This is a genomic window from Acidicapsa borealis, assembly GCF_059115245.1.
On record NZ_JCACNY010000001.1, the window covers coordinates 1 to 25,128 of the forward strand.

The window sequence follows — 25,128 nt, forward strand, 5'->3', positions numbered from 1 at the left end:
TGAACTTCGCTAGAGTCGCCGACATCACACCAGCCTCCGTGCGTGTGCGCACCAGCACCTGCATATCCGTCGCCGCATGCGCATGCTGTGTCAACGGCGTGTAGAACGTGGGGAAGGGAACAGAAGCCGGCGAATCCTGCCGTACATCGCCCACCACACCCACAATCGTGATCCAGCCCTCGAGAAAATCCCAACCGCACTTGATCTGCTTCCCAATCGGATCCTGCCCCGGAAACTGCTCCTTCGCCAGCGACTCGCTGATCACTACCACCGGCTCCGAACCCGCTACATCCGTCTCCATAAGACCGCGCCCGCGTAGTACAGGAATACCCATCGTCGCGAAGTATCCCGGCGTCATCGCCATGATGTTGGCTACCGGCAGGTTCTCTACACCCGGCTTGAAATCCGCCCGTCCCTTGATCGCATAGCCCACATTCGATCCGCCCGCACTCATCGGCGCTCCGGAGATCGCATCGGCGCCCTCCACACCCGGAACAGCCCGCAGCCGCGCCAGCATCTGGTTGAGCGAAGCCACATCCGCCATGCCATCCGGCGAATCGACGGCATACCGCGCCTTCGGATCAGGGTTGCCCATGTGCGGAGCCATGTGCGTGTCCAGCATCACCAGCCGTTCCGGAGAAAACCCCAGATCCTGCTCTGACTCGGCAATCAACTGCTTCACCAGCAGCAGCGCGGCCACGCTCAGCATCAACGTCAGCGCAACCTCGCCAATGACCAAACCCTGCCGCAGCCGGCCCGACCCCCGGCTCTCCGTCCCTCGCGAAGCATCCTGCTTCATCGCTCCCGCTGGGTCCACCGGCCATGCCCGCCACAACGGCAGCATCGCCGCCAGCGACATCGTCACGACGCTGATCAGGAAGGAATACAGCACTACGTCGAAGTTCAGGTGAATCTCCGCCAGCCGCGGAATCTCCTGAGGCGCCAGCTGGACCAGCAGCCGCAGCGCCGGCAGCGCAATCAGTACACCCGCCGCACATCCCGCCAGCGCCAACAGGAGCACTTCCAGCCCCGCCCGCCGCGCCAATGCACCACGCGTAGCCCCTAGCGCCGTCCGAATCGTAATCTCCCGCCGCAACTGCGTCGCCCGCACCAGTTGCAGATGCGTAATGTTCGCGCAGACAATCAGCAGCACCACCGCCACCGAGCCCAGCAGCAGCCGCAGCGTCGGGCGAATCTTGCCCACCAGCTGCTCCTGCAGCGACACCGCCTCCAGCGCCTTCTGCTTGTCCTCCGGATACGCCGCCTCCAGCTGCCGCGACAGCGTCCCCAGCTCCGCATTCAGCTGCTCCGCTGACACCCCCGCCTTTACTTTTCCGATCGCCCGCTGGTTGTAGGAAGTCCGGTTCGCAACGTCGGGGAACGAAGGCCCCTCCACCCAAACCTGTGTCTTCCCCGGGAATGAAAACCCATCCGGCAGCACGCCCACAATCGTTCGCAGTGCCCCGAAGTATTTCATCGTCTGCCCCAGCGCCTGCGACGCAGAGCCGAAGTTCTGCCGCGCGAATCCATTGCTGATCAGCACTTCATCGGGATTGCTTACCGTGCCGTTGCTCAGAAACAGCCGCCCCGCAACCGGCTCCACGCCCATCACCTGCCCAAACTGCGGACTGGCCAGCGCAATATCCGTGTAGAGCATCCGCGACCCAGCCTGAATCCCATCCTGATAGTTGTTATAGAAGGCCGTCGCCTCAAGCGAAGAAACCCGCGTCGCCATGTCCTTGAAATCATCCCCGCCGACGCGCGGAATAGCCCGCTTCTCATCCAGAAAGCGCGTGTTCAGCGAATAGATCCGGTCCGCATCGTGGTAGCCCAGCGGCTTCAGCAGGATCGAGTCCACCATCGTGAAGATCGCCGCATTCAGCCCAATGCCAATCGCCAGCGTAAGGATCACGGTAACCGTAAACGTCCCCGAACGCCGCAGTTGCCGTACCGCCAATCGAAGATCCTGCATCACGCTGAACATGCCCTGCCTCCATTCGCGTCTCTAGCTCAAGTCGCGGTTGAATACAGTATGCACGTCGATTTCCAGACCGAGCCTCAGTGATTTCAACAACATCCCCACAAATCTGGCGTAACCAAAGCCCAAAAACAAAAAACGGGCGTCCGTTTCCGGACACCCGTTTCGAGCCCACCTGCGTTGGTGGTTAAACCAGCTTCATCGCAATCGGATCCCAGTGAACCACGGCATCCTTCTGGTAGCTTTCATTCGCCAGCAGCGCAGCACCCGCCGCGCGGAAGCCGAACGTCGCATCTTCCACCGGCTGCTTGCGGCTGCGCACCGAGTTGAAGAAGTTGTGGAAGTGGTCATAGCTGTCCGAATACATCGGATCAGCCGAGTACTTGTCCTCGCTGAGCGGCGGCAAACCCTTCTCATGCTCGATCGGATACTTCTCGTGGTACTTCTCGATCAGCTGCCCCTGCATCGCTTCGGTATAGGTGCCGATCGTCAATCCCGGTCCCTTTTCTCGCGGAGCACGGGTCACAATCACCGAGTTATTGGCAATCTCCATCTGCCCTTCGCTGCCGGCGAACACAAAGCCTTCGCTCTCCTCGCCGCCGTCCACAAAGTTCACGCGCAAGCTCAGGTTGAAGCCCTCGGGGTAGTCAAAGATGCCCAGCATCACATCAGGAGCGTCACGCCCATCTTTCCAGTACCGCAACGCCGCCGAAGCTACAGCGCGCGTCGGCCCCTTCGCACCGGTAATAAAGTGCGTTCCGCTGAAGAGATGCACAAACAAGTCGCCCGCAACACCCGAGCCATACGCCTTCCACTTGCGCCACTGGAAGAAGTGTTCCGGGTTCCACGGAATCTTCTCCGCCGATCCCAGGAAGCGCGGCCAGTCGCAGGTTTCCGGTGAAGCATCCAGCGGCACCGTGTAGTTCCACGCGCCCTGCGATGAGTTGCGGTCCCAGCGCGCCTGGATCATGTTCAACTGACCGATCGCACCGGCCGCCAGCAGATCCTTGGCCTTCTGGTACACAATCGAGCTCACGCGCTGGCTGCCCACCTGCAGAATCCGCTTCGTCGAAGCCGCCGTCTCAATAATCTCCGGCCCGTCCGAGTACAGATGGATCATCGGCTTCTCGAGATAAACATCTTTGCCCGCCTTCATCGCGTCGCACGCCGCCGTCTTGTGCCAGTGATCGGGCGTCGCAACGATGACCGCGTCAATGTCCTTGCGCGCCAGGATCTCGTTGTAATCCTTGGTGGTAAAGATGTCCTTACCCCAGATTTCCTTGGCATGGTCAAGCCGGCCCTGGTAGCAATCCGCCACAGCCACCAGCTTCACGCCCGGAACTTCAACCGCGTGCTTCGTATCCCCCTGCCCCTGAATACCCGCGCCAATCAGCGCGATCTGAATGTGATCATTGGCCGAAATGGCCCTTGCTCCCTCAGCCCGAAGGCCGCTCAACGCATGCAGCTTGCCGCTTGCCAGTGAACCCACAGTGGCTACGCTAGCTGCCTTGAGAAAACCACGACGATTCCAAGAATTGCTCAATGTTCCAGTCTCCTGCTTCTAAAGTGAAATGCCCCGAACTGATGTACTGAAATTCAAACCCGAGATTCAAATTCCTAGGAACTGATTCCTAGGAGCTGATCTTGTGCAGATAAGCAATGTCCGCCTTCGCCGACTCCATCTGCGAAACCAGGAACGGCTCTTCCTGCTCGGCGAAGATATGCTCAATACCCGCCGCCTTGGCCGCAGCAAAGATCGGCTTGTAATCCACAAACCCCGTGCCCAGGTCCCGCCCCACCGGACGATCTCCCGAAAAGCTGGTGATCGGTGTCGCCACAGGCTTGAAGTCCTTGATGTGCAACATCTTGAACCGCCCCGGATAGTTCTTGAAGTACTCCACCGGATTGTGCCCGGCGATGCTCATCCAGCCGCAATCCACCTCGAACTTCACCAGCGCCGGATCGGTTTCCTTCAGGATGATGTCGTAGCCCGGACTCCCATCCGGCATCTTCTCAAACTCGAAATGATGATTGTGATACGCATACTGCAGGCCTGCGGCCTTGGCCTTCTTTCCGGCCTCGTTCATCAGCGCCGCCGCCTTCTTGAACCCGTCCACGCCCAGCCCTTCAGGCTTCGGCTCAGCCCCATGCAGCACCGAACTCACCGCATAGTGCGCGCCCAGCGTCTTCGCCACTTCAAACTGCGCCTCGATCTCCTCCGGAGCAAACTGCAGATGCGCGCTCGGGCACTTTAGCCCGGTATCGTCCAGCAACTTCCGGAACTCTTTTGCAGAGAGCTTGGCCAGCCCCGCCGTCTCCACCTCGCGGTAGCCCCAGGCATACAGCTGCTTCAGCGTCCCCGCCGGATCAGCCGTCAGCGCCTTGCCCACCATGTAGAGCTGAATGCCCACCGGCCACGCCAGCCCGGCCGCATTCGCCATCCGCGGCAGCAAGTTTTCCGCCATCGCCACGGCGCCAACCGCACCGGTTACCGCCATGAAACGCCGTCTCGAAACAGAATTCATATCCGCCGCTCCTTTTAGACCATCCACCCACGAGCCTGATGTGAACTGCAAGCCACGATATACCAATACCCGCACCTCAAGTAAGGGGTGTAACGTTTCCATTCCAGCATCTGGCATCCCCGTGCGGTGTTGGGAACCGTCAGCCATAGTTGCCCGAGCCGCCCGCACTCTGCAATCATCGCTGCGAAATCAAAAGGCCAGACCCAACTATGCGCAAATCCGCCGCCGCTCTAGCCGTTCTCCTTGCAGCCGCCACCCCTGGCGCAATTGCCCAAAGCGTCTGGCCGCCACCGTCCACCCTGACTACCCTCAACCTCTGGCCCGCCGCCGCGCCCGACCCCGTCCCCACCACCGGCCCCGAAGCCGACACCTCTTCCAAAGCCAAGGCCGACCTCATTGCAGGAAACCCCATCATCATCCACCACAACGTCTCCGTGCCAACGCTCACCGTCTACCCCGCCAAAGGCACCCCCAACGGCACAGCCGTCGTCGTCTTCCCCGGCGGCGGCTACAACATCCTCGCCATCGACCTCGAAGGCACCGAAGTCTGCGACTGGCTCAACGGAGCGGGTATTGCCTGCCTACTAGTCAAATATCGCGTCCCCGACACCGGCCCCTATCCGAAATCCCCAGCCGCCCTCGAAGACGCCCAGCGCGCCGTCAGCATCACCCGCGTCCACGCCGCCGAGTGGCATATCGACCCCAACAAGATCGGCGTCCTCGGCTTCTCCGCCGGAGGCCACCTCGCCGCCGCCATCAGCACCCACTACGACAAGCGCCTCGACACCCCCGTCGACGCCACAGACCAGGTCTCCTGCCGCCCCGACTTCGCCGTCGTCATCTACCCCGGCTACCTTGCCGACGAAACCAGCAACTTCCTCGACAAGCTCGATCTGCACCCCACCGAAAAGACCCCACCCACCTTCATCGTCCAGGCAGAAGACGACCCAGTCCACGTAGAAAACGCGACCACCTGGTTCCTCGCACTGAAGAAAGCCAAAGTCCCAGCCGAGCTCCACCTCTACGCCGAAGGCGGCCACGGCTACGGCCTCCGCCCCCAGGAAAAATGGCCCATCACCACCTGGCCCAAATCAGCAGAACTCTGGCTGCACACCATCCACATGGTTCAATAGCAAGACCTCGCTTTTCGAGTTTGGTTACAATCGCCTTGTTCTTCGCAGCCAACCAATGTCTGACGCCATCGCCACCCTGCTGAGCGCCACACCCGCCTTCGCTCAGCTGCCCGCCGAAATCCGCAGCCGCATCGCGCTGCGGATGCCGCTGCGAACACTCGCCCGCGGCGAAGTGCTGGCCCAGGAAGGCGACCCCGGCAACGATCTCTTCCTCGTCCTCAACGGAAATCTCGCCCTCACCAGTCATGCCGCCAACCCAACCTTCGATAGCCCTCACCTCAATCAAGCACTCGATTTAGGCTCAGCCGGCCCCGGCTCGATCGTCGGCGAATCCTCCCTTCTCACCGGCCATCCCAACCCCGCCACCATCACCGCAACCGAGCCCACCACCGTCGCATGCCTATCCGCAGCGGATTTCGACCAGCTCTGCTCGGAATCTCCAGGTGAAATGGCCCCCACCCTCGTCTGGATGGTGGAACGCCTGGATGCTTATTCGATCGCGACAGCCGTAGCCCAGAGCAGCCAGCTCAGCAGCCTCTCCTCCACCGCCAGGCACGCCTTCGCGCTGGCTCTCACCCGCATCGACGTCCGCGCAGGCCAGACTCTCTTCCACAAAGGCGAACCCGGCGACGCCATCTTCCTCATCCTCAGCGGCCGAATCCGCCTTATGCGCACGCCGGAATCGGCATCCCTCGGAAGCCCATCTGAACCCAGCGAGCCAGCCGAACAAGCCGAGCTGGCCGAACTTGGCAAGGGCGACCTCTTCGGCGAACTGGCCATGCTCACCGGAGAGGCACGTTCCGCCACAGCCGTCGCCGTCCGCGATTCCCACCTCGCGCGCCTCGATCGCACCGCCTTCGACCGCCTCGTCGCCGCTCATCCAACAGAGATCCTCGGCCTCTTTGCGCGCCAGCTCGCCGGCCGGCTCAGCCGGCAAAATCACGACCGCACGTCACAATCTCGACAACTCAATCGCCCGCCCGTCGCCATCGCCATCCTGCCCCTCTCACCCACGGAGCAAACCGGCAGCGCCCGCGACTTCGCCGCAGAGCTCGTCCGCCAGCTCTCCGCCTTCGGACCAACCCTGCACCTCAGCCGCACCGTCGTCGACCGCGTCTTCCAGCCAGTCCAACGCAGGCATTCCGCACAGCAGCTCACCGCCCAGGTCGCCGAAGTAGCCCAACGGCGCCTCCTCGCCTGGCTCGATGACCTCGAACGGATCTATCGTCACGTCGTCTACGAAGCCGACTACCAATCCGGCTTCGAAGAAAGCGAATGGACCTCCCGCTGCCTCCGACAGGCCGACGTCCTGCTTGTCGTTGCCGGCGGTCCCGCCGACCCTCGCCAGAGCGAACAAACCATGGTCCGCCTCAATCGCAAGACCATCCCTTCGGTCAAAACCACGCTCATCCTCACCCACACCGAAGGCCCCGGAAGCGTCACCCACACCATCGGCTGGAAGCGCGCCCTCGGTTTCACCGCCCACGAACACGTCCGCCGCAATAGTCTCGGCCAGCATCACCCCGGCGACGTTGGCCGCATCGCCCGCGCCCTCAATGGCCAGTCCGTCGGCCTCGTGCTCGGCGGAGGCTTCGCCCTCGGTCTCGCCCACATCGGCGTCGTCGATGCCATGCGCGACCTCCACATCCCCATCGACTTTGTCGGCGGCACCAGCATGGGTGCCATCATCGCCGCCGCCTGCGCCCAGGAGTTTACCCACGACCAGATGCTCGAAGTCATGGATCACGGCTGCGCCCAGGCCCTCAAGGGCGATTACACGCTGCCCATTCTCAGCCTGCTCTCCGGCCGAAAAGTCACGCTGGCCCTCGGCAAATACCTTGAAAAACTCGATATCGAAGACCTCTGGCTCCCCTACTTCGCCATCTCCGCAAGCCTCGTCAACGCCCGCATGGTTGTCCATCGCCAGGGCTCCGCGCTCAAGTCCGTCGTCGCCAGCTGCCGCGCCCCTGGCATGTTCCCACCCCTTGGCTGGGACGGTGATGTCCTCGTCGATGGCGGCCTGGTCAACAACATCCCCGCCGACGTCATGCGCGCCGCCATCACCAACACCGCCGGGGCAGGTACCGTCTTCGCCGTCGACGTCTCCCCGGAAACCGAGTTCACCGCCGGGCAGGAATTCGGCATGGAAGTCTCCGGCTGGCGCGTCGCCGCCCGCAACTTCAATCCCTTCCGCCGCCAGCAGAAGATGGGCACCCTCGCGGACGTTCTAATGCGCCTCATCCGTCTCGGCGGCGTAGGCCACAAGCAGCAGATTCAGGACAATGCCGACCTTTACATGACCATCCCGCTCGACCAGTTCGCCATCCGCGACTTCCATCGCGGCGACGAAATGTCCAAAATTGGCTACGATCATGCCCGGCAGCAACTCGAAGCCTGGATCAGGGAAAACGGCCGCCCCTGGCTGGGAACAGCTGACCAGAAACCATAGCGCCGCGCTGATCGCCAGCCCTGCGAATCTTTGCCCGCAGCCCTCCCCGATATAAGATGTCCCCACACGCAATGCCACAGCGAGTCAGCCAGCAACCGCCTGCGTAATTCGAATTCCGGGAGAACCCGCGAAGTGTCCATCCACAGATCCGCCATTTTTACTGCCGCCGCTCTGGCCTGCAGCTTCTCCATCCCTTCCGTCGCGCAGGTCGCAAGCCAGCCCCGCCAATACACCACCGCCGACTACGCCCAGGCCGAAAAGTTCATGTCCTACAACGTCACCCCGCTCGCCTGGAAGGGCGTAGTCAAAGCGGAATGGTTGCCAGATGGGAAAGACGAGAAGGAACCCCGCTTCTGGTACCGCGCCGTCGACGACTCCGGCATCACCTACACCCTCGTCGACCCCGCTAAAGGCACCCACGCCCCAGCCTTCGACCACACAAAACTAGCGGAAGCTCTAAAGGCGGTAGCCAAGCCAGAGCTCAAAGACGACGCCCACCACCTAAAGCTCTCCGAACTCGCCCTGACCGACCACGATTCAATCCTCGACTTCACCTACGCCGGCGCCACCTACCACTGCACTCTCGCAGCCGCCTACACCTGTACCGCAGCGCCCGCGCCGCCGAAGGAGCGCCTCAACCTTTCGCCCGACAAGAAGCTGGGCGTCTTCATCCGCGACTGGAACCTCTGGCTCCGCGACATGGCCACCGGCAAAGAAACCCAGCTCACCACCGACGGCCAGAAAGACTACGGCTACGCTACCGACAACGCCGGCTGGAAGCACTCTGACGCCGCCATCGTTCTCTGGTCCGACGACTCGAAGAAGATCGCGACCTTCCAGCAGGACCAGCGCAAGACCGGCGAAATGTACCTCGTCCCCGTCACCAATGGCCACCCCAAGCTCGAAGCCTGGAAGTACCCATTAGTCGGCGACAAAGATATCACCATGATCGAACGCGTCGTCATTGACCTCCCGACCGGCAAAATGACCCGCCTCAAGATGCCGCCCGACCAGCACCGTTCGACCATCTGCGATGACGTAGCCTGCCACGGAACTACCTGGGACGACGTCGAATTCAGCCCCGATAACACCTACCTCGCCTTCGTCTCCACCTCCCGCGACCACAAGCAGGAATGGTTCCGCGTAGCTGACACCGCCACCGGCGAAGTCCGCGAAGTCTTGACCGAGTCCGCCCCCAAGTTCTTTGAAAGCGGCGACAACAAGGTCAACTGGCACTACCTGCCCAAGTCCAACGAAATCCTCTGGTTCAGCGAGCGCGACAACTGGGGCCAGCTGTACCTCTACGACCTCATCACCGGCAAGCTCAAGAACCAGATCACCCACGGCGAAGGCAACGTAACCCAGGTCCTCCGCGTCGACGAAAAAGCTCGCACCATCTACTTCCTCGGCGTAGGCCGCGAAGCGGGTCGCGACCCCTACTTCCAGCACCTCTACAGCATCCACTTCGACGGCACCGGCCAGAAGCTCCTCACGCCGGAGAATGCCGATCACACCATCAAGCTCTCCCCCGACGGCCGCTACTTCGTCGACACCTACTCCACCCCAACGCAGCCCCAGATCACCATCGTCCGCAACGCCGAAGGCAAGCAGCTGATGGAAGTCGCCAAGCAGGACATCAGCAAACTCCTCGCCGCAGGCTGGGTCCCGCCCACCCCCATCACCGTCAAAGCCCGCGACGGCAAGACGGACCTCTACGGCCTCATGTTCAAGCCCACCAGCTTCGATGCATCGAAGAAATACCCCATCATCAACTACGTCTACCCCGGCCCTCAGATCGGCTCCTGCGGGAGCCGCAGCTTCAGCGCTGCCCGCGGAGACAACCAGGCCCTCGCAGAACTCGGCTTTGTCGTCGTCTGTATTGACGGCATGGGCACCAACCTCCGCTCCAAGAGCTTCCACGAAGCCTACTTCGGCGACCTCGGCGACAACACCCTCCCCGACCAGGTCACCGGCATGAAGCAGCTCGCCGCCAAGTACCCCTTCATCGACCTCGACCGCGCTGGTATCTGGGGTCACTCCGGCGGAGGCAACGCTACGGGCGCCGCCATGTTCCACTACCCGGATTTCTTCAAAGTAGGCATCGCCGAGAGCGGCAACCACGACCAGCGCGACTACGAAGACGACTGGGCCGAAAAGTGGGCAGGCGTCCCCGTCGTCAACGCCGACGGCACCAGCAATTACGACACCCAGGCCAACCAGAACTACGCCAAGAACCTCAAAGGCCATCTACTCCTGGCCCACGGCACCATGGACGACAACGTCCCGCCGAACAACACCCTGATCGTCGTAGAAGCCCTCATCAAAGCCAATAAGGACTTCGACCTCCTGCTCATTCCCAACGTCCCTCACGGCTATGCGTACGCCACCCTCTACATGACACGCCGCCGCTGGGACTACTTCGTGCGCTACCTCGCAGGCGCCACCCCACCCGACCAGTACCAGATGCAGCCCGTCTCCGTCCTCCGCAGCATGGCCGCCAACGGCCCCGAGCCAGACCAGGACGACCCGGACCAATAACCAACCTCCACCAGCGGATCAAACAACGAGCAAAGCAAAGCCTGAGGCTGTCAACCTCAGGCTTTTGCTGTTCTCTGTTAGCTATTCCTGTGCATCGCGGCCAACATCGCTGCCCTATCAGTCCCGGTCAATCTCCAAATCATCCGCCAGCTTGAACCGCACAATCGACTCCGCCGGGATCACCAGATCCTTATTCCCAGACAATCCCGCACCCGCCGTACCCGCGCCAGCCCCAGCCAGACCGCCAATCAGCGCACCCTTGCCGCCACCGGCCAGTCCGCCAATCAGCATGCCCAATCCACCGCCGCCTCCAACAAACGCAGCCGTCCGCTTGCCCTTGCCCTTCTTCGTCCGCAGCACATCCTTCGTATCCAGCGGATACTGCTTCCCATCCAGCGTCAGCGATACCAGCCTAAGCTCAATATCCGCCGCTCCCTTGAACTTCCCGCGACCCTTCGCAGCCACTACTTCACCGCCCACCGGCGTCTTCTTCGGAATCACCACCTGGCCGCCAGCCGTCACCGGCTCCACGATCTCGCCAGTAAACTTGTCTCCCGGCCGGCTGCCCTTCGCACTGATCGTCTGATCCACACGAATCACCAGGGTCGTCCCCGCAGCCACATTAATCGGTGGCGGTGGCGGAGGCGGCACCGGCGAAACGACAGGAGGCTGATTCGGCGCAGGAGCCGGAGTCGGCGCGGGAGCAGGAGCCGTTCCCGTCGCAGCCTGATCCGTAGTGGGTGCGGGTGCCGCAGCCGTCGCGCCCTTCGGCGTCACAGTCGTAGAAACAACCTGTCCCGGCTGCCCGGGCACCGGCGGCTGCACCACCGTCGTCACCGTATTACCGTCCTTATCCGTGCTCACAATTTGCTGTGCTTGCCCGCTCGAGGCAGCCTGCGCCTTGGCCTGTTCCAGCGCCTTATCCTGCGCGGACTTGCAACCCGTAAGCGCCACAGAAGACATGGCAACCGCCAGCAAAGCCGCAGCCATCACCGGCCGCACATGGAAAACAACAAATGGGGTGGGGGAAATACGCATCAAAGGCCCTCTTTCTCGAACAAATTTCGTACAGCCAGCAACGTCTATTGGAAGCCACACACATCCCGCAGGACTCTCAATTATCTCCCCGCCGCGCGAAAAAGAACTGGTTCCAATTGCACCGCCGTAATCTAGTTCCTCTGTGCCATCGCGGTTTTGAGATGCGCGCCGCCTTTTCCATCCTGTAGGATGAACCGTCTTTTGAAACCCCCAACGGAAGTGAAGCCAATGCACGAATCCCGTTTCCGCCGCCTCCAGAAAACGTTCTCCATCGGCCTCCTCTCGGCCTTCGTCGCCGCGCCCTTCGCCCACGCCCAGAACACCTCCAAGCCGCTCCCCACCATCCTCTACGGCGCCGCCTATTACAACGAATACATGCCCGACGAAGGCGACGGCCAGCCAGCCCTACGCGCCAAACGCCTCGCAAAAGACGTCCAGATGATGAAAGACGCCGGCATCTCCGTCGTCCGCATGGGCGAATCAAGCTGGGCGCTCTGGGAGCCCTCCGACGGCCACTTCGAATACGCATGGATGGACACCGTCGTCGATGCCATGAGCAAGGCCGGCATCAAGGTCATCATGGGCACCCCGACCTACTCCATCCCCACCTGGATGGCCAATGCCCACCCCGAAATCCTCGTCCGCCCGCAGGGCGCGCCCCTCGTCGGCGGCGAAGTCACCTACGGCATCCGCCAGAACATGGACACCGACAACGCCATCTTCCGCAAGTACTCCGCACGCGTCATCGAGAAGATGGTCGCCCACTACCGCAACAACCCCACCGTCATCGGCTGGCAGATCGACAACGAAACCACCTCCTACGGCGCCTACAACGACGACGTCTTCAACGGCTTCGTCGAGCACCTCAAGAAGAAATTCGTCACCACCGATGCCATGAACAAAGCCTGGTTCCTTAACTACTGGGGCCAGGACGTCAACGGCTGGGAAAACATGCCCCGCCCCGACCACGCCACCAGCACCAGCTACAAGCTCGAATGGTCCCGCTGGCAGCAGATGCGGGTCGCAGACTTCCTCACCTGGCAGGCCGGTCTCGTTCGTCAGTTCCGCGGCCCAGACCAGTTCGTCACCCACGACTACGGCGGCTCCATGAAGAAAGACAAGGACGAGCTGGCCGTCGCCAAAGCTCTCGACATCGTCGCCAACAACACCTACCACGGCACTCAGGACCACATGGACGGCGCCTGGCAGGCGCAGGAAAGCGACTGGGCCCGCTCGCTCAAGCGCGACAACTTCCTCATCACCGAAACCAACGCCCAGACCCTCGGCTGGGATTCAGCTGGACAGTTCCCGCCCTACGACGGCCAGGTCCGCCTCGACGTCTATACCTATCTCTCGAGCGGCGCCAACATGGTCGAGTACTGGCACTGGCACTCCATCCACGCCGGGCAGGAGACCTACTGGAAAGGCATCCTGAGCCACGATCTCGAACCCAACCGCGTCTACGCCGAAGTCTCCAAAACCGCTCACGAACTCCAGAAAATCGGCCCCCAGCTCGTCGACCTCAAGATCAAGAATCAGGTCGCCATCCTCTACAGCGTCGATTCCGACAACGGCATCGTCTTCATGCCCTATGACCGCAAATACGGCAATGGCTGGACCCCCGGCGTCCCCGGCGACGCCTACACCACCGTCCTCGGCCAGCTCCATCGCAGCCTTTACAACCAGAACATCGGAGTAGACTTCGTCTTCCCCAACAGCGGCGACTTCTCGCAATACAAGCTGCTCGTCATTCCGCCGCTCTATGTGGCCGATGACGCCCTCCTGAAGCGCATCAGCGACTACGTCAAAAATGGCGGCCATGTCCTGATGTGCTTCAAATCCGGCTTCGCCAACGAAAACTCTGCAGTCCGCTGGACCCGCGCCCCCGGCCCACTCCGCGAAGCAGCAGGCTTCAGCTACCAGGAGTTCTCCAACTTAGAAAAGCCGCTCGCCCTCAAAGGTGACCCCTTCCATGCAGGCGAAGAAAACAAGGTCAGCACCTGGGCCGAGTTCCTCCTGCTCGAACACGCCGAAGCCCTCGCATACTACGACCACCCCTTCTTCGGAAAATGGCCAGCCATCACCCGCAACCACTTCGGCTCAGGCCAGCTCACCTACGAAGGCACAGAACTCTCCGACACCCTGCAAGCCAAACTCATCGCCGATGAAATCAAGAGCGCAGGCCTGGCCAGCGCCGACCAGCATCTCCCAGCCCCAGTCCACGTAAAACACGGCACCAACCGCGAAGGCAAAAAACTCCACTACTACCTCAACTACTCCAGCGACACTCAGACCTTCAACTACCCCTACGCCGCAGGGAAAGACCTGCTAACTAGCACAGCAGTCAACCCCAACCAATCCATAACCCTGAAGCCCTGGGACTTGGCAATCATCGAAGAATAGCCAGAGCTTCTATAAGCAAGCAGGCAGTACAACCGAACGCCGGGTGGCCCACCTTCATCGCGCACTTGCGATTAAGGTGGGAGTAGCAAATGCCAGCCTGTCGTTGCACCTGCCTTTGCTTTTCTGGTTGTCATTCCCGAAGGGAATCTGCTGTTCCGGCCGGCCATCACCGAAACAAATGCGGCACAAACCGGCTCAAGTTATTCGTAATCAATCCATCCGACTCCCGAATCCCCATCCCCGCCGGCTCACCATCGATCAGCCAACTCCCCAACACCGCAGTCTTCCCATCCGCCTGCGCCATAGAAGCCATCGCCTGGTAAACATAGCCTCCGCCAGCCGCCTTGGCATCGAGAGCATTGGCCTTCGCCGCACCGCCCTCTTCAGCCCAGTTACGAAACACCTGCACCCCCGCGCCCTCACGTCCCACCAGCGGCTTACGCACATAGTTCTGCATCTTGCGCGGTCCATCGAGATAAGCAGGCAGCAACAGCTCATGATCCGGAAACAGCTCCCAGAGAATCGCCAGCACCGCCTTGTTCGACCACATCATCTTCCAGATGGGCTCAATCCACTGGACCTTGCCCGCCACCGGCTTCTGCGAAGCAGCATTCATCGTCGCCAGCGCATGATCCCCAAACGCATCCCCCAGCATCCACTCCCACGGGTACAGCTTGAAGATCGTCCGCAACTCATCCCGCCGCCCATCGACAAACCGCTCACCGGCGCTGTCCCATCCCACCTGCCGCATCGCCAGCCCGGAGGTCTTCAATCCCGCCTGATGCGCCGTGTCCTGCAGATAGGCAATGGTCATCCCATCTTCCTCCGCCCCATCATGGGCGAAGTAGACCGGCTGAGAAACATACGGCAGCAGATCCTTCCACTTAGCCACTAACTTCTCATGCAGAGAATTGAACTGGTCCGCCTTGGGGAAACACTCCTCCAGCCAATACCACTGCGCCACCGCCGCTTCCACAAGACAAGTAGGCGTATCCGCGTTGTATTCGAGCAGCTTGATCTGCGGCCCGTCAAAGGCCAGATCAAGCCGTCCATATAGCGCCGGAGGCTCGCTCTGCCACGTCTCGCGAATGAGCGCCGCAGCCTTCGCCGGAATGCCCATCCGGCCCAGCCAGTCGCGCTCCAGAATCACTCCACCAGCAGCCAGCGCCAATCGCTGAATCTCCGCCGTAGCCGCCTCCAGCCGGTCAATCTCTGCCGCGGAAAACTCCCAGTATGCAGACTCATCCCAATAAGGGCTGCCATCGTCGAGCGAGTGGTACGTCAGCCCAACGCGCTCTACCTTCCGCTGCCAGTCGGCTCGTGGCGTAATCGTGCGCCTTCGCATCACTCGCCGCCTTCGCCGCCGCCGTGCCCAAACCCGCCAAAGCTCACGCTCGACCTGCTGGCTCCGACGACAGAATCACCGATATGCCCGCCACTCGAACCGCCATACACATAGAAGTAGCCGCCACCGTGAGAGACCTCACAATAGGAGTCCGGCATAAGGTGATTTTGCGCATCCACGCAATGGCGCGGACCGTTATGGCAGCCGATCGAAACCATCGCGGCAGCAGCCAGCAAAGTAAGTGGAACTTCTTTCGATTTACGCATGGAAGTAAGTACAGATCCTGACAGAATTGCCAACCAAAAACAATCCCAGTGATACTACGCGGAATCTATCCGCAGCGTTCCTGACCCCACCCCAGAGCGGGGTACAGCAAGTCTTCCTGTGAACACTGGCCGTTATCAGGCAACGAACCCTCCACAATCCCGCTAGAATGGCCACCATGGAGCCAGTAACCCACTTCCTCACCGGAGCCTGCATCGGACGCGCCGGCCTCAACCGCCGCACCGCCTACGCCACACTGGCCGCCACCCTCGCCGCCGAAGCCCCTGACATGGATGTCTTCTGGGGCGTCGCCGGGCCCGTCGTCAGCTTCGCCCACCATCGCGGCATCACCCATACCTTCGTCGCCGTCCCCGTCGTCGCGCTGGTCATCACCGGCTTCGTCTGGTGCGTTGATAAGGCGATCAGCTCCCGCCGCAAACCCATCCGCGATCCCCAACCCATCCGCTGGCTCTGGGTCTATTTCTCCGCCTTCATCGCCGCGCTAAGCCACATCCTGCTCGACTGGACCAACAACTACGGTGTCCGTCCCTTCTTCCCCTTCAACACCCGCTGGTACTCCGGCGACCTCGTCTTCATAGCCGACCCCGTCCTCTGGGCACTCCTCCTCCTCGCCATAATCGTTCCCGCCCTCCTCGGCCTCACCGACCGCGAAGTAGGCGCCCACCGCCAGCAGTTCCGAGGCCGCGGCTGGGCCATCTTCGCCCTGATAGGAATGGTCGCCGTCTGGGGCCTCCGCTGGTCACAGCACGCCAAAGCCTCCAATCTAGTAGCCCAGGCTCAGGTCACAGCCACCCCAGCCAGCCGCACCGCCCTCGAACCCTATCCGTTCAGCCCCTTCCGCTGGCACGCCCTGCTCGAAACCGGCACCACCTGGCAAACCGCCGAAGTCGACACTCGCACCAATCAAGTCGAATCCGACCCCCGCAACAACGTCCTCCTCAAACCAGCCTGGACCCCAGCCATCATCGCCGCCCGCCAGTCGCGCCTCGGCCAGGTCTACCTCGACTGGTCCCAGTGGCCAGTCGTCCGAGACATCGGCCCGCAAGCCGCCCCTAAACAGCCCCCGCCAGACTTCCCCGCCAACCGCAACTGGACCACGATCGAGTTCAGCGACCTCCGCTTCGCCTACGCCTATCTCGACACCAGCATGGGCACCGGCTCCAGCCGCCCGCTAGCCGCCACCCTGCCAACCACAGGCTTGGCTGGCTGGGTCTACATCGTCGATGGCCCCAACGGCAGCAAGGAAGAAGCCGGCCAGTTCATCGGAGGCAGAGAACAAAAGTAGGCGTAGAATCAAGACCCATAGGAGAGCGCCATGGCCGCGACAACCCAGGTTCCCGTCGAAGTCTACCTCCGCTCCGACTATCAGCCAGACGCCGAATACATCGATGGCGAAATTATGGAGCGACCCGTGGGCGAAGACGACCACTCCTCCTGGCTAGGCGCTATTTGCTACTGGTTTCACCAGCATGAAGACGAATGGAACATCCGTATCCGTCCTGAACTGCGCGTGCAAGTCAGGCGCGAGAACTTTCTCGTCCCCGACGTTACCATCCTCGACGCCGCAAATCCGCGAGAGAAGATCGCTACCCTCCCTCCCGTCGCCGTCTTCGAAGTCCTGAGCCCGGAAAACAAGATCCGCGAAATCATGCGCAAACTCGACCTCTACGAGCAAATGGGCATCCCCCAGATCTGGCTCATCGACCCACCCGCTGCCGGTGCGTTCCCGGTCTGGCAGCGCTTCCACCAGGGTCGCCTCGCCGACAGCACCACCTTTTCCCACCCGGAGAAGGGCATCCACTTCGAAATGACCGAAATCGCGAAACTACTCCGCTGATGGAGCGTTACACGCGAAATTTCACCCGCATCACCGCGTTTATTGACTCGATCAACAATTCCCGGTTGACCCCAGCCCATTCAATCCCCAGAATGGTCATAGACTTCTGTCGATTCCCGTATCGTCTTGTCAATCCATCGCTGAAAGATCACTGGTCCATCCAGCACCCGAGGTACCAATGCCCGCATACCTGCTCCTGCTAGCCGCTCTCCTGAGCCGCGTCATTCCCCACTCCGGCTGGTACGGATTCACCGCCGTCGGTGGCGCCCTGCTCTACTTCGGTGCCCGCCGCAACTGGCGCGAGATGCTCCTCCCCGTCGCCGCCTTCGCCGCGGTCGACTACTACCTCACCACCCAGGTCTACAGCTCCGAGTTCAACGTAGTGAACTACCTCTCCACCTGGGCCTGGTACGCCGCCGCCATCGCTCTCGGCCACATCCTGCTCTCCGCGCGCACCTCAGCCGTCCGCTTCATCGCCACCGGCCTGCTCGGCCCCACCTCCTTCTTCCTCATCTCCAACTTTGCCGCCTGGCAGATCCTCAGCCGCCCCGGCAGCATGTACGCCAGCAATCTCGGCGGCCTCATCACCGCCTACATCGCCGGCCTGCCTTTCTACGGACGCGACGTGGTCTCGACCGGCCTGGTCCTCGCCCTCGCCTTCGGAGCCGAAGCCACCGTCCGCCACTTCCGCGATAACAACACTCTCCAGCCCGCACCCATCCGCGCCAAGCGCTAGCTGTATCCTGCTCACTGGGCCAGTAGGGTAGGCCGGGGATTTATCCCCGGCACTATCCGAGCGAACAGAAAAAGGGGCTTCAGCCCCTGCGGCATCGAATTGAGATCCACCGCGGAAAATCGCTTTTGGCCGCCCAGCAATTCCCACCTGCCCCGGTAATTTGCAATACTAAGTCGTCATGCCAATCGATAACATTCAGCAGGCCGCGCAGAAAGTCGCCACTCTCCTCAACTCGATCGTCAAGCTCGGCGGCCTCAAGCTGAAGTACCGCATCAGCGCCAGCCCCGTCCCTGCAGACAGCGAACACGTAGGCGCCGAAGTCCTCAACGTCGAGCTCAACGGCCTCGACGCACCCCTGCTTACTCAGCGCGGCGGCGAACTCCTCCGCTCCCTCGAGCACCTCGCTATCCAGATCCTCCGCCTCGACGTCCGCGAACACGACCTCGTCAGCTTCGACGCCCTCAACTTCAAGGCCCTCCGCCAGCAGGAGATCCAGCTCTCCGCCGAAACCGCCGCCGAGCGCGTCCGCGAGACCGGCACCCCCTACAGCTTCCCCCCCACCAACTCCCGCGAACGCCGTATGCTCCACCTCGCCTTCCGCTCCATCGAAGACGTAGAGACCCAATCCCTCGGCGAAGGCCAGGAGCGCTACCTAGTCGTTTACCCCAAAGGCCGCACCGACCTCCCAGCCCCCATCCCCCAAATGCCAGTCCGCACCGGCTACGGCGACCGAGGCGGTAGAGGTGGAGACCGCGGCGGCAGAGGCGACCGAGGTGATCGTGGCCGAGGCAGAGGCGGCGACCGAGGCGGCTACGGCCGCAGATAGCAGCAAGCAGATAGCAACGAACAGCAGGCAGCCAGCCGCAAAAGCAAGCCTGTCTTCACTGGCGCGAGAACAAATGCGGGTGCCCCACCCTCGCGACGCCTTTGTTTTTGTCGCTAGGGTGGGAATCACAAATCCCAGCCCGTCGTTGCCCTTGCCTTTCTTGCAGTCATTCCCGAAGGGAATCTGCTGTTGCCAGTCCGCGTATGCAACAATACCGCCCATGTACCTATCCGCCGCAAAGCCCCTGGCAGCCCTATTCGCCCTCAGCCTATTGAGCCTCTCCCAAGCCCAACCCACCCCTGAAACACCCCTCACCTACAACTGCCTCCACACCCCCAAGCCCATCAAGATCGACGGCAAACTGGACGACCCAGCCTGGCGCACCGCCCCCTGGACCGAAGACTTTATCGACATCGAAGGCGCAGCCAATCCTGCCAATCCCAAGCCCCGCTACCGCACCCGCGCCAAGCTGCTCTGGGACGACCAGTACCTCTACATCGCCGCCGAGCTGGAAGAACCCAACCTCCAGGCCAAACTCACCGAACACGACTCCGTCATCTTCAAAGACAACGACTTCGAATTCTTCGTGAAACCCCCAGCCACCGTAGAAGGCCCCGCAGGCCAGAAAATGCCGGCCCCCGGCTATTTCGAGTTCGAGATCAACGCCCGCAACACCAGCTGGGACCTCTACCTCAACCGCCCCTACAACCAGGGCGGCAAAGCCGACGACAGCTGGAACATCCCCGGCCTCAAAACCGCAGTAGCCCTCAAAGGCACCCTCAACAACGCGTCCGACAAAGACCACGGCTGGACCGTAGAAATCGCCATCCCCTTCGCCGCCTACACCAGCCGCCTGCCCGTAGCGCACCCCAAGGCCGGCGACCAATGGCGCTTCAACTTCAGCCGCGTCGAATGGCTCCAGGGCCACCAGCAACCCGGCGAACACGAAGCCAACTGGGTCTGGTCCCCCCAAGGCGTAATCAACATGCACGTCCCGGAAAAGTGGGGCTACTTGAACTTCCAAGACAAGCGGTAACGGCCGGTTCTCGTCGAACGATGAGCCCATAAGTCTTTGCGTGGCATCAATGCAAGCGCAACGCTCGCCGCACTTTGTCCACAAAACCGTCGCTCTTCGTTTTGTTTGCGCCCTCATTGTCCACCAAAGCCCTTATCCGCTCAACGACTGGTTCATACTCGCCCTTAACAAGTCCCAGATCGGGATGCCGCGATAGTGGAGACTTTTTGATGTCAGCCATCTTCAGTGCATGCTCCGCATGACGCAACGCCAGTTCGGAATTCCCAAGCTCCGAATACACGATTGCCAATGCACTTGAATACATGAAGACCTCAACCGGGAAAACCATGTTCAAACTACGGGCCTCCAATGTTTCGATAGCAAAGTCGTAAAGCTCCCGCCTGCCATAGGTAGCGATCAAAAGCGGCAGATTGAAGCGCGCCCTCGTGGTAGAACCACGATGCGTCTCCTCCCATTGAAGTGAACGCCGGTAAGAATCGATGGCTTCATCAATTAATCCCAACGCCACATATGCTTCCGCCTGCACGTTCAATGCGTCTGCCATGAAGGATTCATCTCCAGATTCGAAATACAGCTCGATCAGCCGCAAAGCAACCCGCGGCTCAGTCGACCTCAATGTCCATGCCTGAATCTTTAGATATTGCGGCCTTTGGCTGCGGCTGCGTTTCAGCCTTGCAAGAAACTGCGCCTCAATCTCAGGCGACCAACTAGTATTTCGAAACCAGTCAGGCATCATCGACCCCTGATGCAAAGATAGGGGATTGAACCGCGTCAATTCACGGAAGAAAATCAATGCGGTCAGCAGTCAGAACTGCATCCTATAGATTTGGGAGAATAAGAATGAGCACCTTAGAAAAACTCGCGACCGCCCAACCCGTAGCCTTCGTCCCCATCAGCGACACCGAGACGGGAAAAGCCAAAGCGCTCACCTTCTACCGCGACCAGCTCGGCCTCACCTTTGTCGAAGACCAGTCGCCCTTCGCCCTCGTCTTCCGGCTCCATATCCCTAGCGAGATCTCCGGCGACTTGCGCGAAAATCTACAAGGCGAATCCGGCACCGGTGGAGAAGGCATCAGCCGCTCCGGCAATGACGACCTCCCAGGTTCAGCGATCGGCGCCTCCACCGGCACCACGCTCCGCGCCACGTTCGCGGGAGACTTCAAGCCCCAGCCCTTCACCATCCTCGGCTGGACCGTCCCCGACATCGCTGCCACCGTCCAGCAGCTCACCAACGCGGGCGTCAACTTCACCCGCTACCCCGGCCTCAACGCCGACCACCCGCTCGCCATCTGGACCGCCCCCGGCGGCACTCAGATCGCCTGGTTCACCGACCCCTTCGGCAACACCCTGAGCCTTCAGCAGAACGTCTGAAAAAATCTGCCAGCAGATTGTGAGTATTTTCTACCGAAAAGCGCATCATAAGAAACAGCTCAGCAGCACATGCTCTTTAGTTGTCATTCCCGAAGGGAATCTGCTTCTCGCCTTTCGTTGGCAGAGGAAAATAAATACCCTCCCCCTCCATTCGTAAGTTCTTCCCCTGCGAAAGAATGTGCCAAAAAAAACGGCCCCGCCAGAACCCTGGCAGGGGCCGTTCGCATTTCCTAAAGCAAGTTAGAAGAAAAATTTAGCCGAAACCTGCAGCTGCCTCGGCCCATACAACACGTTGTTGGTGCTCGACTTGTTCCCGAACGCCGCCGTTCCCTTGCCCGTGTAGGGAATGATGCAGCCCTGCAGCGGAGCTTCCGTCGAAACAGTGGTTTCGCACTTGATGCCGCCCGTGGTGGCTCCAGCGCCAATGTACGTCGAATAGGTCGAGTTCACACCGGTGATGATCTCATGGTTCAGCAGGTTGAATGCCTCGCCAACGATCTCCATGTGCATCGCATCGTGGATCGGAATCTCCCGCGTCACGCGGAAGTCGAAGTCGTTGAACCCCGGTCCGATCAACGAGTTACGCCCGATCTGCGGGGGACGGCCAGTGGTCGCCGCGCCGGAGCCTGAGCTCATCGCGCCACCGTAAATGTTGCCCGCCGCGCCAAAGCTCGACGAACCGCCGTTGTAAACCGTGCCACTCATCGAAGCCGTAATTGGCTGACCCGCGGAAGCTGTATCGGTTCCCGAGAACTTGAACCCATCCAGCGTCAGCTTCATCCACTTGTTGCCTTCGAAAACGTGTGGCTGGTACACAAAGCTGCCCACAAAGCGGTTGCGCACATCGAGATCGGAAAGCCCATTCTCACCGCGCACATTGTTCGGGTCCAGCACAGGGTTGCCGCCGTAGAAGGTACCAAAAGCACCTGCAACCTGGTCCGTATCCGTGGCGCGAGACCACGTGTAGTTCGCCAGGATCTCTAGGCCGTTGGCGAACGGACGGCGCACCGTCACTGCCAGCGAGTTATACCAGGAGTTCGCCACGCTGAAGCCCGTGTTGTAGCTCTGCAGCGAGGAGTTAATGCGGTCCGACCGCAGGTACACCGGTACGGTCAACTGCTGGGTGACCTTGCCGCTCTTGTCCAGCACGTCGTACGAGCGCAGCCCGTGCGGCGTCTGGCCCACCAGGTTGGCATCCAGGAAGACCGGCAGGCGAAGCCCGCGCGATCCCACGTAACCCACCGAAAGCGTCAGCTTGCCGGGCAACTGCTGCTCCACGCTCAGGTCAGCTTCATGCGCCAGCGGTGGAACAAACTGCGGGTCCAGCCCGTGGAAGCTCTGCACACCGACCTTGGCCGTACCTTCGACGGTCGGCGGAGCGCCGCCGTTCGGATAGAGCGAGTTGTCGAGTGAAGGGCCAGTCGGCTTGAATGGCACATTAGGATAGATCAGTCCTGCAGCCGCCGAGTTGGACGCGTTGCAGCTGCTTCCGCAACCGGTGTAGTTGTAGTTCACCTGGACAACGCCGTTCTCCACGCGCATCGCGTAGTACGTGCTGCCCTGGTTCAGGCCGGAAAAGAGGCCATAGCCGCCACGAACCACAGTACCTGCATACGGCTGCCACGCAAAGCCCACACGAGGCTGCACGCGATCGGTCACGTTCTTGATCGTGCTGCTGTAGTAGGTGGAGAGGTCGCCGTAGTTGGTGTTGTTCTTCGTCGGGTTAGGCGTCAGCTGCACGTCATAGCGAACACCCGCGGTGATGGTGAGGTTGCTACGAATCTTCCACGAGTCCTCGGCAAAGCCGTCGAACATCTTCATCCAGAAGTCGTCGGCGCCGGCGCGGTTGCCCTTGTTGATCTGGTCTACCGTCTGCACAAAGCTGGTGTAGTGGTATCCGGCAAAAGGATCGGTGTCCCCTGGCTGGCCCTGGAACGAGTCAGCAGCCCAGTTCTGGAAGTTCGCGACTGCCGTCGAGCCGCTGTAGTTGTAGATACCGCCGCCCTGGAAGAGGTTGATCATGATTTCGTGAACGAGGTTGACGTCGCCGCCGAACTTGATCGTGTGGCGGCCATGGATCATCGAAACCACATCCGTAAGCTGGGTGCGGTGTTCGTCCGGCTCAGCAATACGCGGCAGCGCGTTTGGCATGCCGTATGTCAGCAGCGAACCGATACCGATGCTCGGGCCAGCCGCATTGGCGCCCGCCGTCTCCAGATCGCGTCCATACTGCCAATGGACCTGATTCACGGTCGTGTTGCCCAACTGGGTCGTCAGGCCGCCGACGAGGAAGCGCTCGTGGTAGCTGGTCGGCCCGTTGGTCGAGGGCGAGCTGTTGGTGAAGGTCGGCGCGCCCGAGTAACCGTTGGTCGAGTCGAAGTTCGCGAAGTTGTAATTCACAAACGCGTCGTTCCGGCTGTTGATATGCCAGTCGAGGCGCGGAAAGAAGATGTTTTCCTTGCTGAAGCGCGAAGGCGGCGAACCTGCCCCGCCAGAGTTGTCGATCAGGAAGGTAATGGCGGAGGTGCACTGGGCTGCGGTGATCGTCGCCGGGCACTGCGTCGGAGTGATGATTGTGCCGGAGCCATTCGAATCCGTCTGAGGGGTCAGCGAGAGCGTGTTGGTGTTTGCGTAGAGCACGCGGCCAACGCGACGGAAGCCATCATACGTGAAGAAGTAGAAGAGCCGGTCCTTGATGATCGGTCCGCCTACTGAGCCGCCAAATTGCTGCTGCTGGTGGATCGGCTGCGTCAGCAGGAAGGGATTTCCGCCATGCAGACCCTGGTACTTGTTGTACGGGTCCAGCGCGTTCAGGTCCGGATAGCGCAGATAATAAAAGAGATCGCCGTGGATTGCGTTTGTTCCGGAGCGGGTGATGGCGTTCACCTGACCGCCTGCCGCCTGGCCGAATTCGACGGAGTAGTTTGACGTTTCCGCCTGGAATTCCTTGATCGAGTCCAGTGAGTAGATATAAGGAGCGCCGGAAGCGCGTCCGCGGGCTTCCGAGAACAGCATTTCGTTGTTGTTCGCGCCGTCCACATAGTTCTGGTTGTAGAGGCCGCTGATTCCGTGGAAGCTGACCAGGCCGGAACCGCCGTCCTGCACCACGTTTGGCGTGAGGAGGACAAAGTCGCTCCAGTTACGCCCGTTCACTGGCAGGTTAGAGATCAGCTGCTGGTCCACGGTCTGCGAGACTTCGGTCTTTTCCGTGTCGAGCAGAGGAGACTCGCCCGAAACTTCCACCGAGGTCGAAACCGAGGCAGCGGGCAGAACGGCGTCCACCGTCAGCACCTGGCCGACTGTCAGGACAAGGTTCGTGCGGGAGACTTTGCCGAAGGAGTTGCCGCCCAGCGTCACTTCGTAGTGGCCCGGCTGCAGGAAGGTGGCGGTGTATTCGCCGGAGTCGTTGGTGGTGAGCGTGCGGGAAACGCCGGTATCGACGTCGGTGATCACGATGGCCGCGTTCGACACGACGGAACCCGTTGAATCGGTTACAGTTCCGGTAATGTTGCCGGATCCAGATGTCTGGGCTGTCACTGGCAGGATCGTAACCCAACACAGAATTGCTGCGAGAGCAAAGGCAAAAAGCCTAGCTTTAACAGGCTTGCATGGCATACAGATGTACTCC

Annotated in this window: 18 protein-coding genes; 10 read left to right on the forward strand and 8 right to left on the reverse strand. The window is 61.1% G+C overall.

What is annotated here, in order from left to right:
• From AC5S27_RS00005 to AC5S27_RS00015, 3 genes are all read right to left on the reverse strand, one after another.
• On the reverse strand, positions 1 to 1,984 hold a 1,984-nt coding region (locus tag AC5S27_RS00005), incomplete at its 3' end, for an ABC transporter permease (protein WP_493932568.1).
• A gap of 181 nt (positions 1,985 to 2,165) precedes the next feature.
• Positions 2,166 to 3,521, reverse strand: coding sequence for a Gfo/Idh/MocA family protein (locus AC5S27_RS00010; RefSeq protein ID WP_493932569.1), 1,356 nt, complete (start codon positions 3,519 to 3,521; stop codon positions 2,166 to 2,168).
• Between the two features lie 88 nt (positions 3,522 to 3,609).
• The gene (locus AC5S27_RS00015) at positions 3,610 to 4,503 is read right to left on the reverse strand and encodes a sugar phosphate isomerase/epimerase family protein (RefSeq protein ID WP_493932570.1); all 894 of its coding nucleotides are present in this window, start codon (positions 4,501 to 4,503) and stop codon (positions 3,610 to 3,612) included.
• A 209-nt stretch (positions 4,504 to 4,712) separates the two neighbouring features.
• On the opposite strand from AC5S27_RS00015, the gene AC5S27_RS00020 reads away from it, so the two are divergent.
• From AC5S27_RS00020 to AC5S27_RS00030, 3 genes are all read left to right on the forward strand, one after another.
• Positions 4,713 to 5,636 (forward strand): alpha/beta hydrolase, encoded by a 924-nt coding sequence (locus AC5S27_RS00020; RefSeq protein WP_493932571.1) that lies wholly within the window; start codon positions 4,713 to 4,715, stop codon positions 5,634 to 5,636.
• A gap of 55 nt (positions 5,637 to 5,691) precedes the next feature.
• Positions 5,692 to 8,085 (forward strand): cyclic nucleotide-binding domain-containing protein, encoded by a 2,394-nt coding sequence (locus AC5S27_RS00025; protein WP_493932572.1) that lies wholly within the window; start codon positions 5,692 to 5,694, stop codon positions 8,083 to 8,085.
• A gap of 132 nt (positions 8,086 to 8,217) precedes the next feature.
• Positions 8,218 to 10,623, forward strand: a complete 2,406-nt coding sequence (locus tag AC5S27_RS00030; protein WP_493932573.1) for a S9 family peptidase — start codon at positions 8,218 to 8,220, stop codon at positions 10,621 to 10,623.
• A gap of 117 nt (positions 10,624 to 10,740) precedes the next feature.
• Here the strand turns inward: AC5S27_RS00030 and AC5S27_RS00035 are convergent, their stop codons facing one another.
• Positions 10,741 to 11,661 (reverse strand): hypothetical protein, encoded by a 921-nt coding sequence (locus AC5S27_RS00035; RefSeq protein WP_493932574.1) that lies wholly within the window; start codon positions 11,659 to 11,661, stop codon positions 10,741 to 10,743.
• Between the two features lie 228 nt (positions 11,662 to 11,889).
• On the opposite strand from AC5S27_RS00035, the gene AC5S27_RS00040 reads away from it, so the two are divergent.
• Positions 11,890 to 14,064 (forward strand): beta-galactosidase, encoded by a 2,175-nt coding sequence (locus tag AC5S27_RS00040; protein WP_493932575.1) that lies wholly within the window; start codon positions 11,890 to 11,892, stop codon positions 14,062 to 14,064.
• Between the two features lie 166 nt (positions 14,065 to 14,230).
• Here AC5S27_RS00040 and AC5S27_RS00045 read toward each other — a convergent pair whose 3' ends face one another.
• Together AC5S27_RS00045 and AC5S27_RS00050 are read right to left on the reverse strand one after the other, a co-directional pair.
• Entirely contained in the window at positions 14,231 to 15,409 is a 1,179-nt protein-coding gene (locus tag AC5S27_RS00045) for a glutathionylspermidine synthase family protein (protein WP_493932576.1), read from the reverse strand.
• Positions 15,409 to 15,675, reverse strand: coding sequence for a hypothetical protein (locus tag AC5S27_RS00050; protein WP_493932577.1), 267 nt, complete (start codon positions 15,673 to 15,675; stop codon positions 15,409 to 15,411). Before AC5S27_RS00050 ends, AC5S27_RS00045 begins: the two co-directional genes overlap by 1 nt.
• A 176-nt stretch (positions 15,676 to 15,851) precedes the next feature.
• Between AC5S27_RS00050 and AC5S27_RS00055 the strand changes: the two genes are divergently transcribed.
• From AC5S27_RS00055 to AC5S27_RS00075, 5 genes are all read left to right on the forward strand, one after another.
• Complete coding sequence (locus AC5S27_RS00055) at positions 15,852 to 16,979, forward strand: metal-dependent hydrolase (protein WP_493932578.1); 1,128 nt, start codon at positions 15,852 to 15,854, stop codon at positions 16,977 to 16,979.
• A gap of 30 nt (positions 16,980 to 17,009) precedes the next feature.
• On the forward strand, positions 17,010 to 17,531 hold the full coding sequence (locus tag AC5S27_RS00060) for a Uma2 family endonuclease (protein ID WP_493932579.1): 522 nt from the start codon (positions 17,010 to 17,012) through the stop codon (positions 17,529 to 17,531).
• 178 nt (positions 17,532 to 17,709) lie between these two features.
• The gene (locus AC5S27_RS00065) at positions 17,710 to 18,267 is read left to right on the forward strand and encodes a DUF6580 family putative transport protein (RefSeq protein ID WP_493932580.1); all 558 of its coding nucleotides are present in this window, start codon (positions 17,710 to 17,712) and stop codon (positions 18,265 to 18,267) included.
• 178 nt (positions 18,268 to 18,445) lie between these two features.
• Positions 18,446 to 19,093, forward strand: coding sequence for a Jag family protein (locus AC5S27_RS00070; RefSeq protein ID WP_493932581.1), 648 nt, complete (start codon positions 18,446 to 18,448; stop codon positions 19,091 to 19,093).
• 220 nt (positions 19,094 to 19,313) lie between these two features.
• Positions 19,314 to 20,129 carry a carbohydrate-binding family 9-like protein gene (locus AC5S27_RS00075; RefSeq protein ID WP_493932582.1) on the forward strand — a complete coding sequence of 272 codons (816 nt, stop codon included), beginning with the start codon at positions 19,314 to 19,316 and terminating at the stop codon, positions 20,127 to 20,129.
• Positions 20,130 to 20,175: 46 nt separating this feature from the next.
• Here the strand turns inward: AC5S27_RS00075 and AC5S27_RS00080 are convergent, their stop codons facing one another.
• Positions 20,176 to 20,922 carry a hypothetical protein gene (locus tag AC5S27_RS00080; protein WP_493932583.1) on the reverse strand — a complete coding sequence of 249 codons (747 nt, stop codon included), beginning with the start codon at positions 20,920 to 20,922 and terminating at the stop codon, positions 20,176 to 20,178.
• Positions 20,923 to 20,969: 47 nt separating this feature from the next.
• On the opposite strand from AC5S27_RS00080, the gene AC5S27_RS00085 reads away from it, so the two are divergent.
• Positions 20,970 to 21,500: a VOC family protein gene (locus AC5S27_RS00085; protein ID WP_493932584.1), complete on the forward strand. Its 531-nt coding sequence runs from the start codon at positions 20,970 to 20,972 to the stop codon at positions 21,498 to 21,500.
• Positions 21,501 to 21,740: 240 nt separating this feature from the next.
• Here the strand turns inward: AC5S27_RS00085 and AC5S27_RS00090 are convergent, their stop codons facing one another.
• The gene (locus tag AC5S27_RS00090; RefSeq protein WP_493932585.1) at positions 21,741 to 25,037 is read right to left on the reverse strand and encodes a TonB-dependent receptor; all 3,297 of its coding nucleotides are present in this window, start codon (positions 25,035 to 25,037) and stop codon (positions 21,741 to 21,743) included.
• Positions 25,038 to 25,128 lie beyond the last annotated feature (91 nt).

Excerpts from the sequence above, each read along its gene's own strand:
- AC5S27_RS00025 (WP_493932572.1), top strand. The coding sequence starts at position 5,692 with ATGTCTGACGCCATCGCCACCCTGCTGAGCGCCACACCCGCCTTCGCT.
- AC5S27_RS00085 (WP_493932584.1), top strand. The coding sequence starts at position 20,970 with ATGAGCACCTTAGAAAAACTCGCGACCGCCCAACCCGTAGCCTTCGTC.
- AC5S27_RS00065 (WP_493932580.1), top strand. The coding sequence starts at position 17,710 with ATGCCCGCATACCTGCTCCTGCTAGCCGCTCTCCTGAGCCGCGTCATT.
- AC5S27_RS00015 (WP_493932570.1), bottom strand. The coding sequence starts at position 4,503 with ATGAATTCTGTTTCGAGACGGCGTTTCATGGCGGTAACCGGTGCGGTT.
- AC5S27_RS00020 (WP_493932571.1), top strand. The coding sequence starts at position 4,713 with ATGCGCAAATCCGCCGCCGCTCTAGCCGTTCTCCTTGCAGCCGCCACC.
- AC5S27_RS00035 (WP_493932574.1), bottom strand. The coding sequence starts at position 11,661 with ATGCGTATTTCCCCCACCCCATTTGTTGTTTTCCATGTGCGGCCGGTG.
- AC5S27_RS00060 (WP_493932579.1), top strand. The coding sequence starts at position 17,010 with ATGGCCGCGACAACCCAGGTTCCCGTCGAAGTCTACCTCCGCTCCGAC.
- AC5S27_RS00045 (WP_493932576.1), bottom strand. The coding sequence starts at position 15,409 with ATGCGAAGGCGCACGATTACGCCACGAGCCGACTGGCAGCGGAAGGTA.
- AC5S27_RS00050 (WP_493932577.1), bottom strand. The coding sequence starts at position 15,675 with ATGCGTAAATCGAAAGAAGTTCCACTTACTTTGCTGGCTGCTGCCGCG.
- AC5S27_RS00075 (WP_493932582.1), top strand. The coding sequence starts at position 19,314 with ATGTACCTATCCGCCGCAAAGCCCCTGGCAGCCCTATTCGCCCTCAGC.
- AC5S27_RS00055 (WP_493932578.1), top strand. The coding sequence starts at position 15,852 with ATGGAGCCAGTAACCCACTTCCTCACCGGAGCCTGCATCGGACGCGCC.
- AC5S27_RS00070 (WP_493932581.1), top strand. The coding sequence starts at position 18,446 with ATGCCAATCGATAACATTCAGCAGGCCGCGCAGAAAGTCGCCACTCTC.
- AC5S27_RS00040 (WP_493932575.1), top strand. The coding sequence starts at position 11,890 with ATGCACGAATCCCGTTTCCGCCGCCTCCAGAAAACGTTCTCCATCGGC.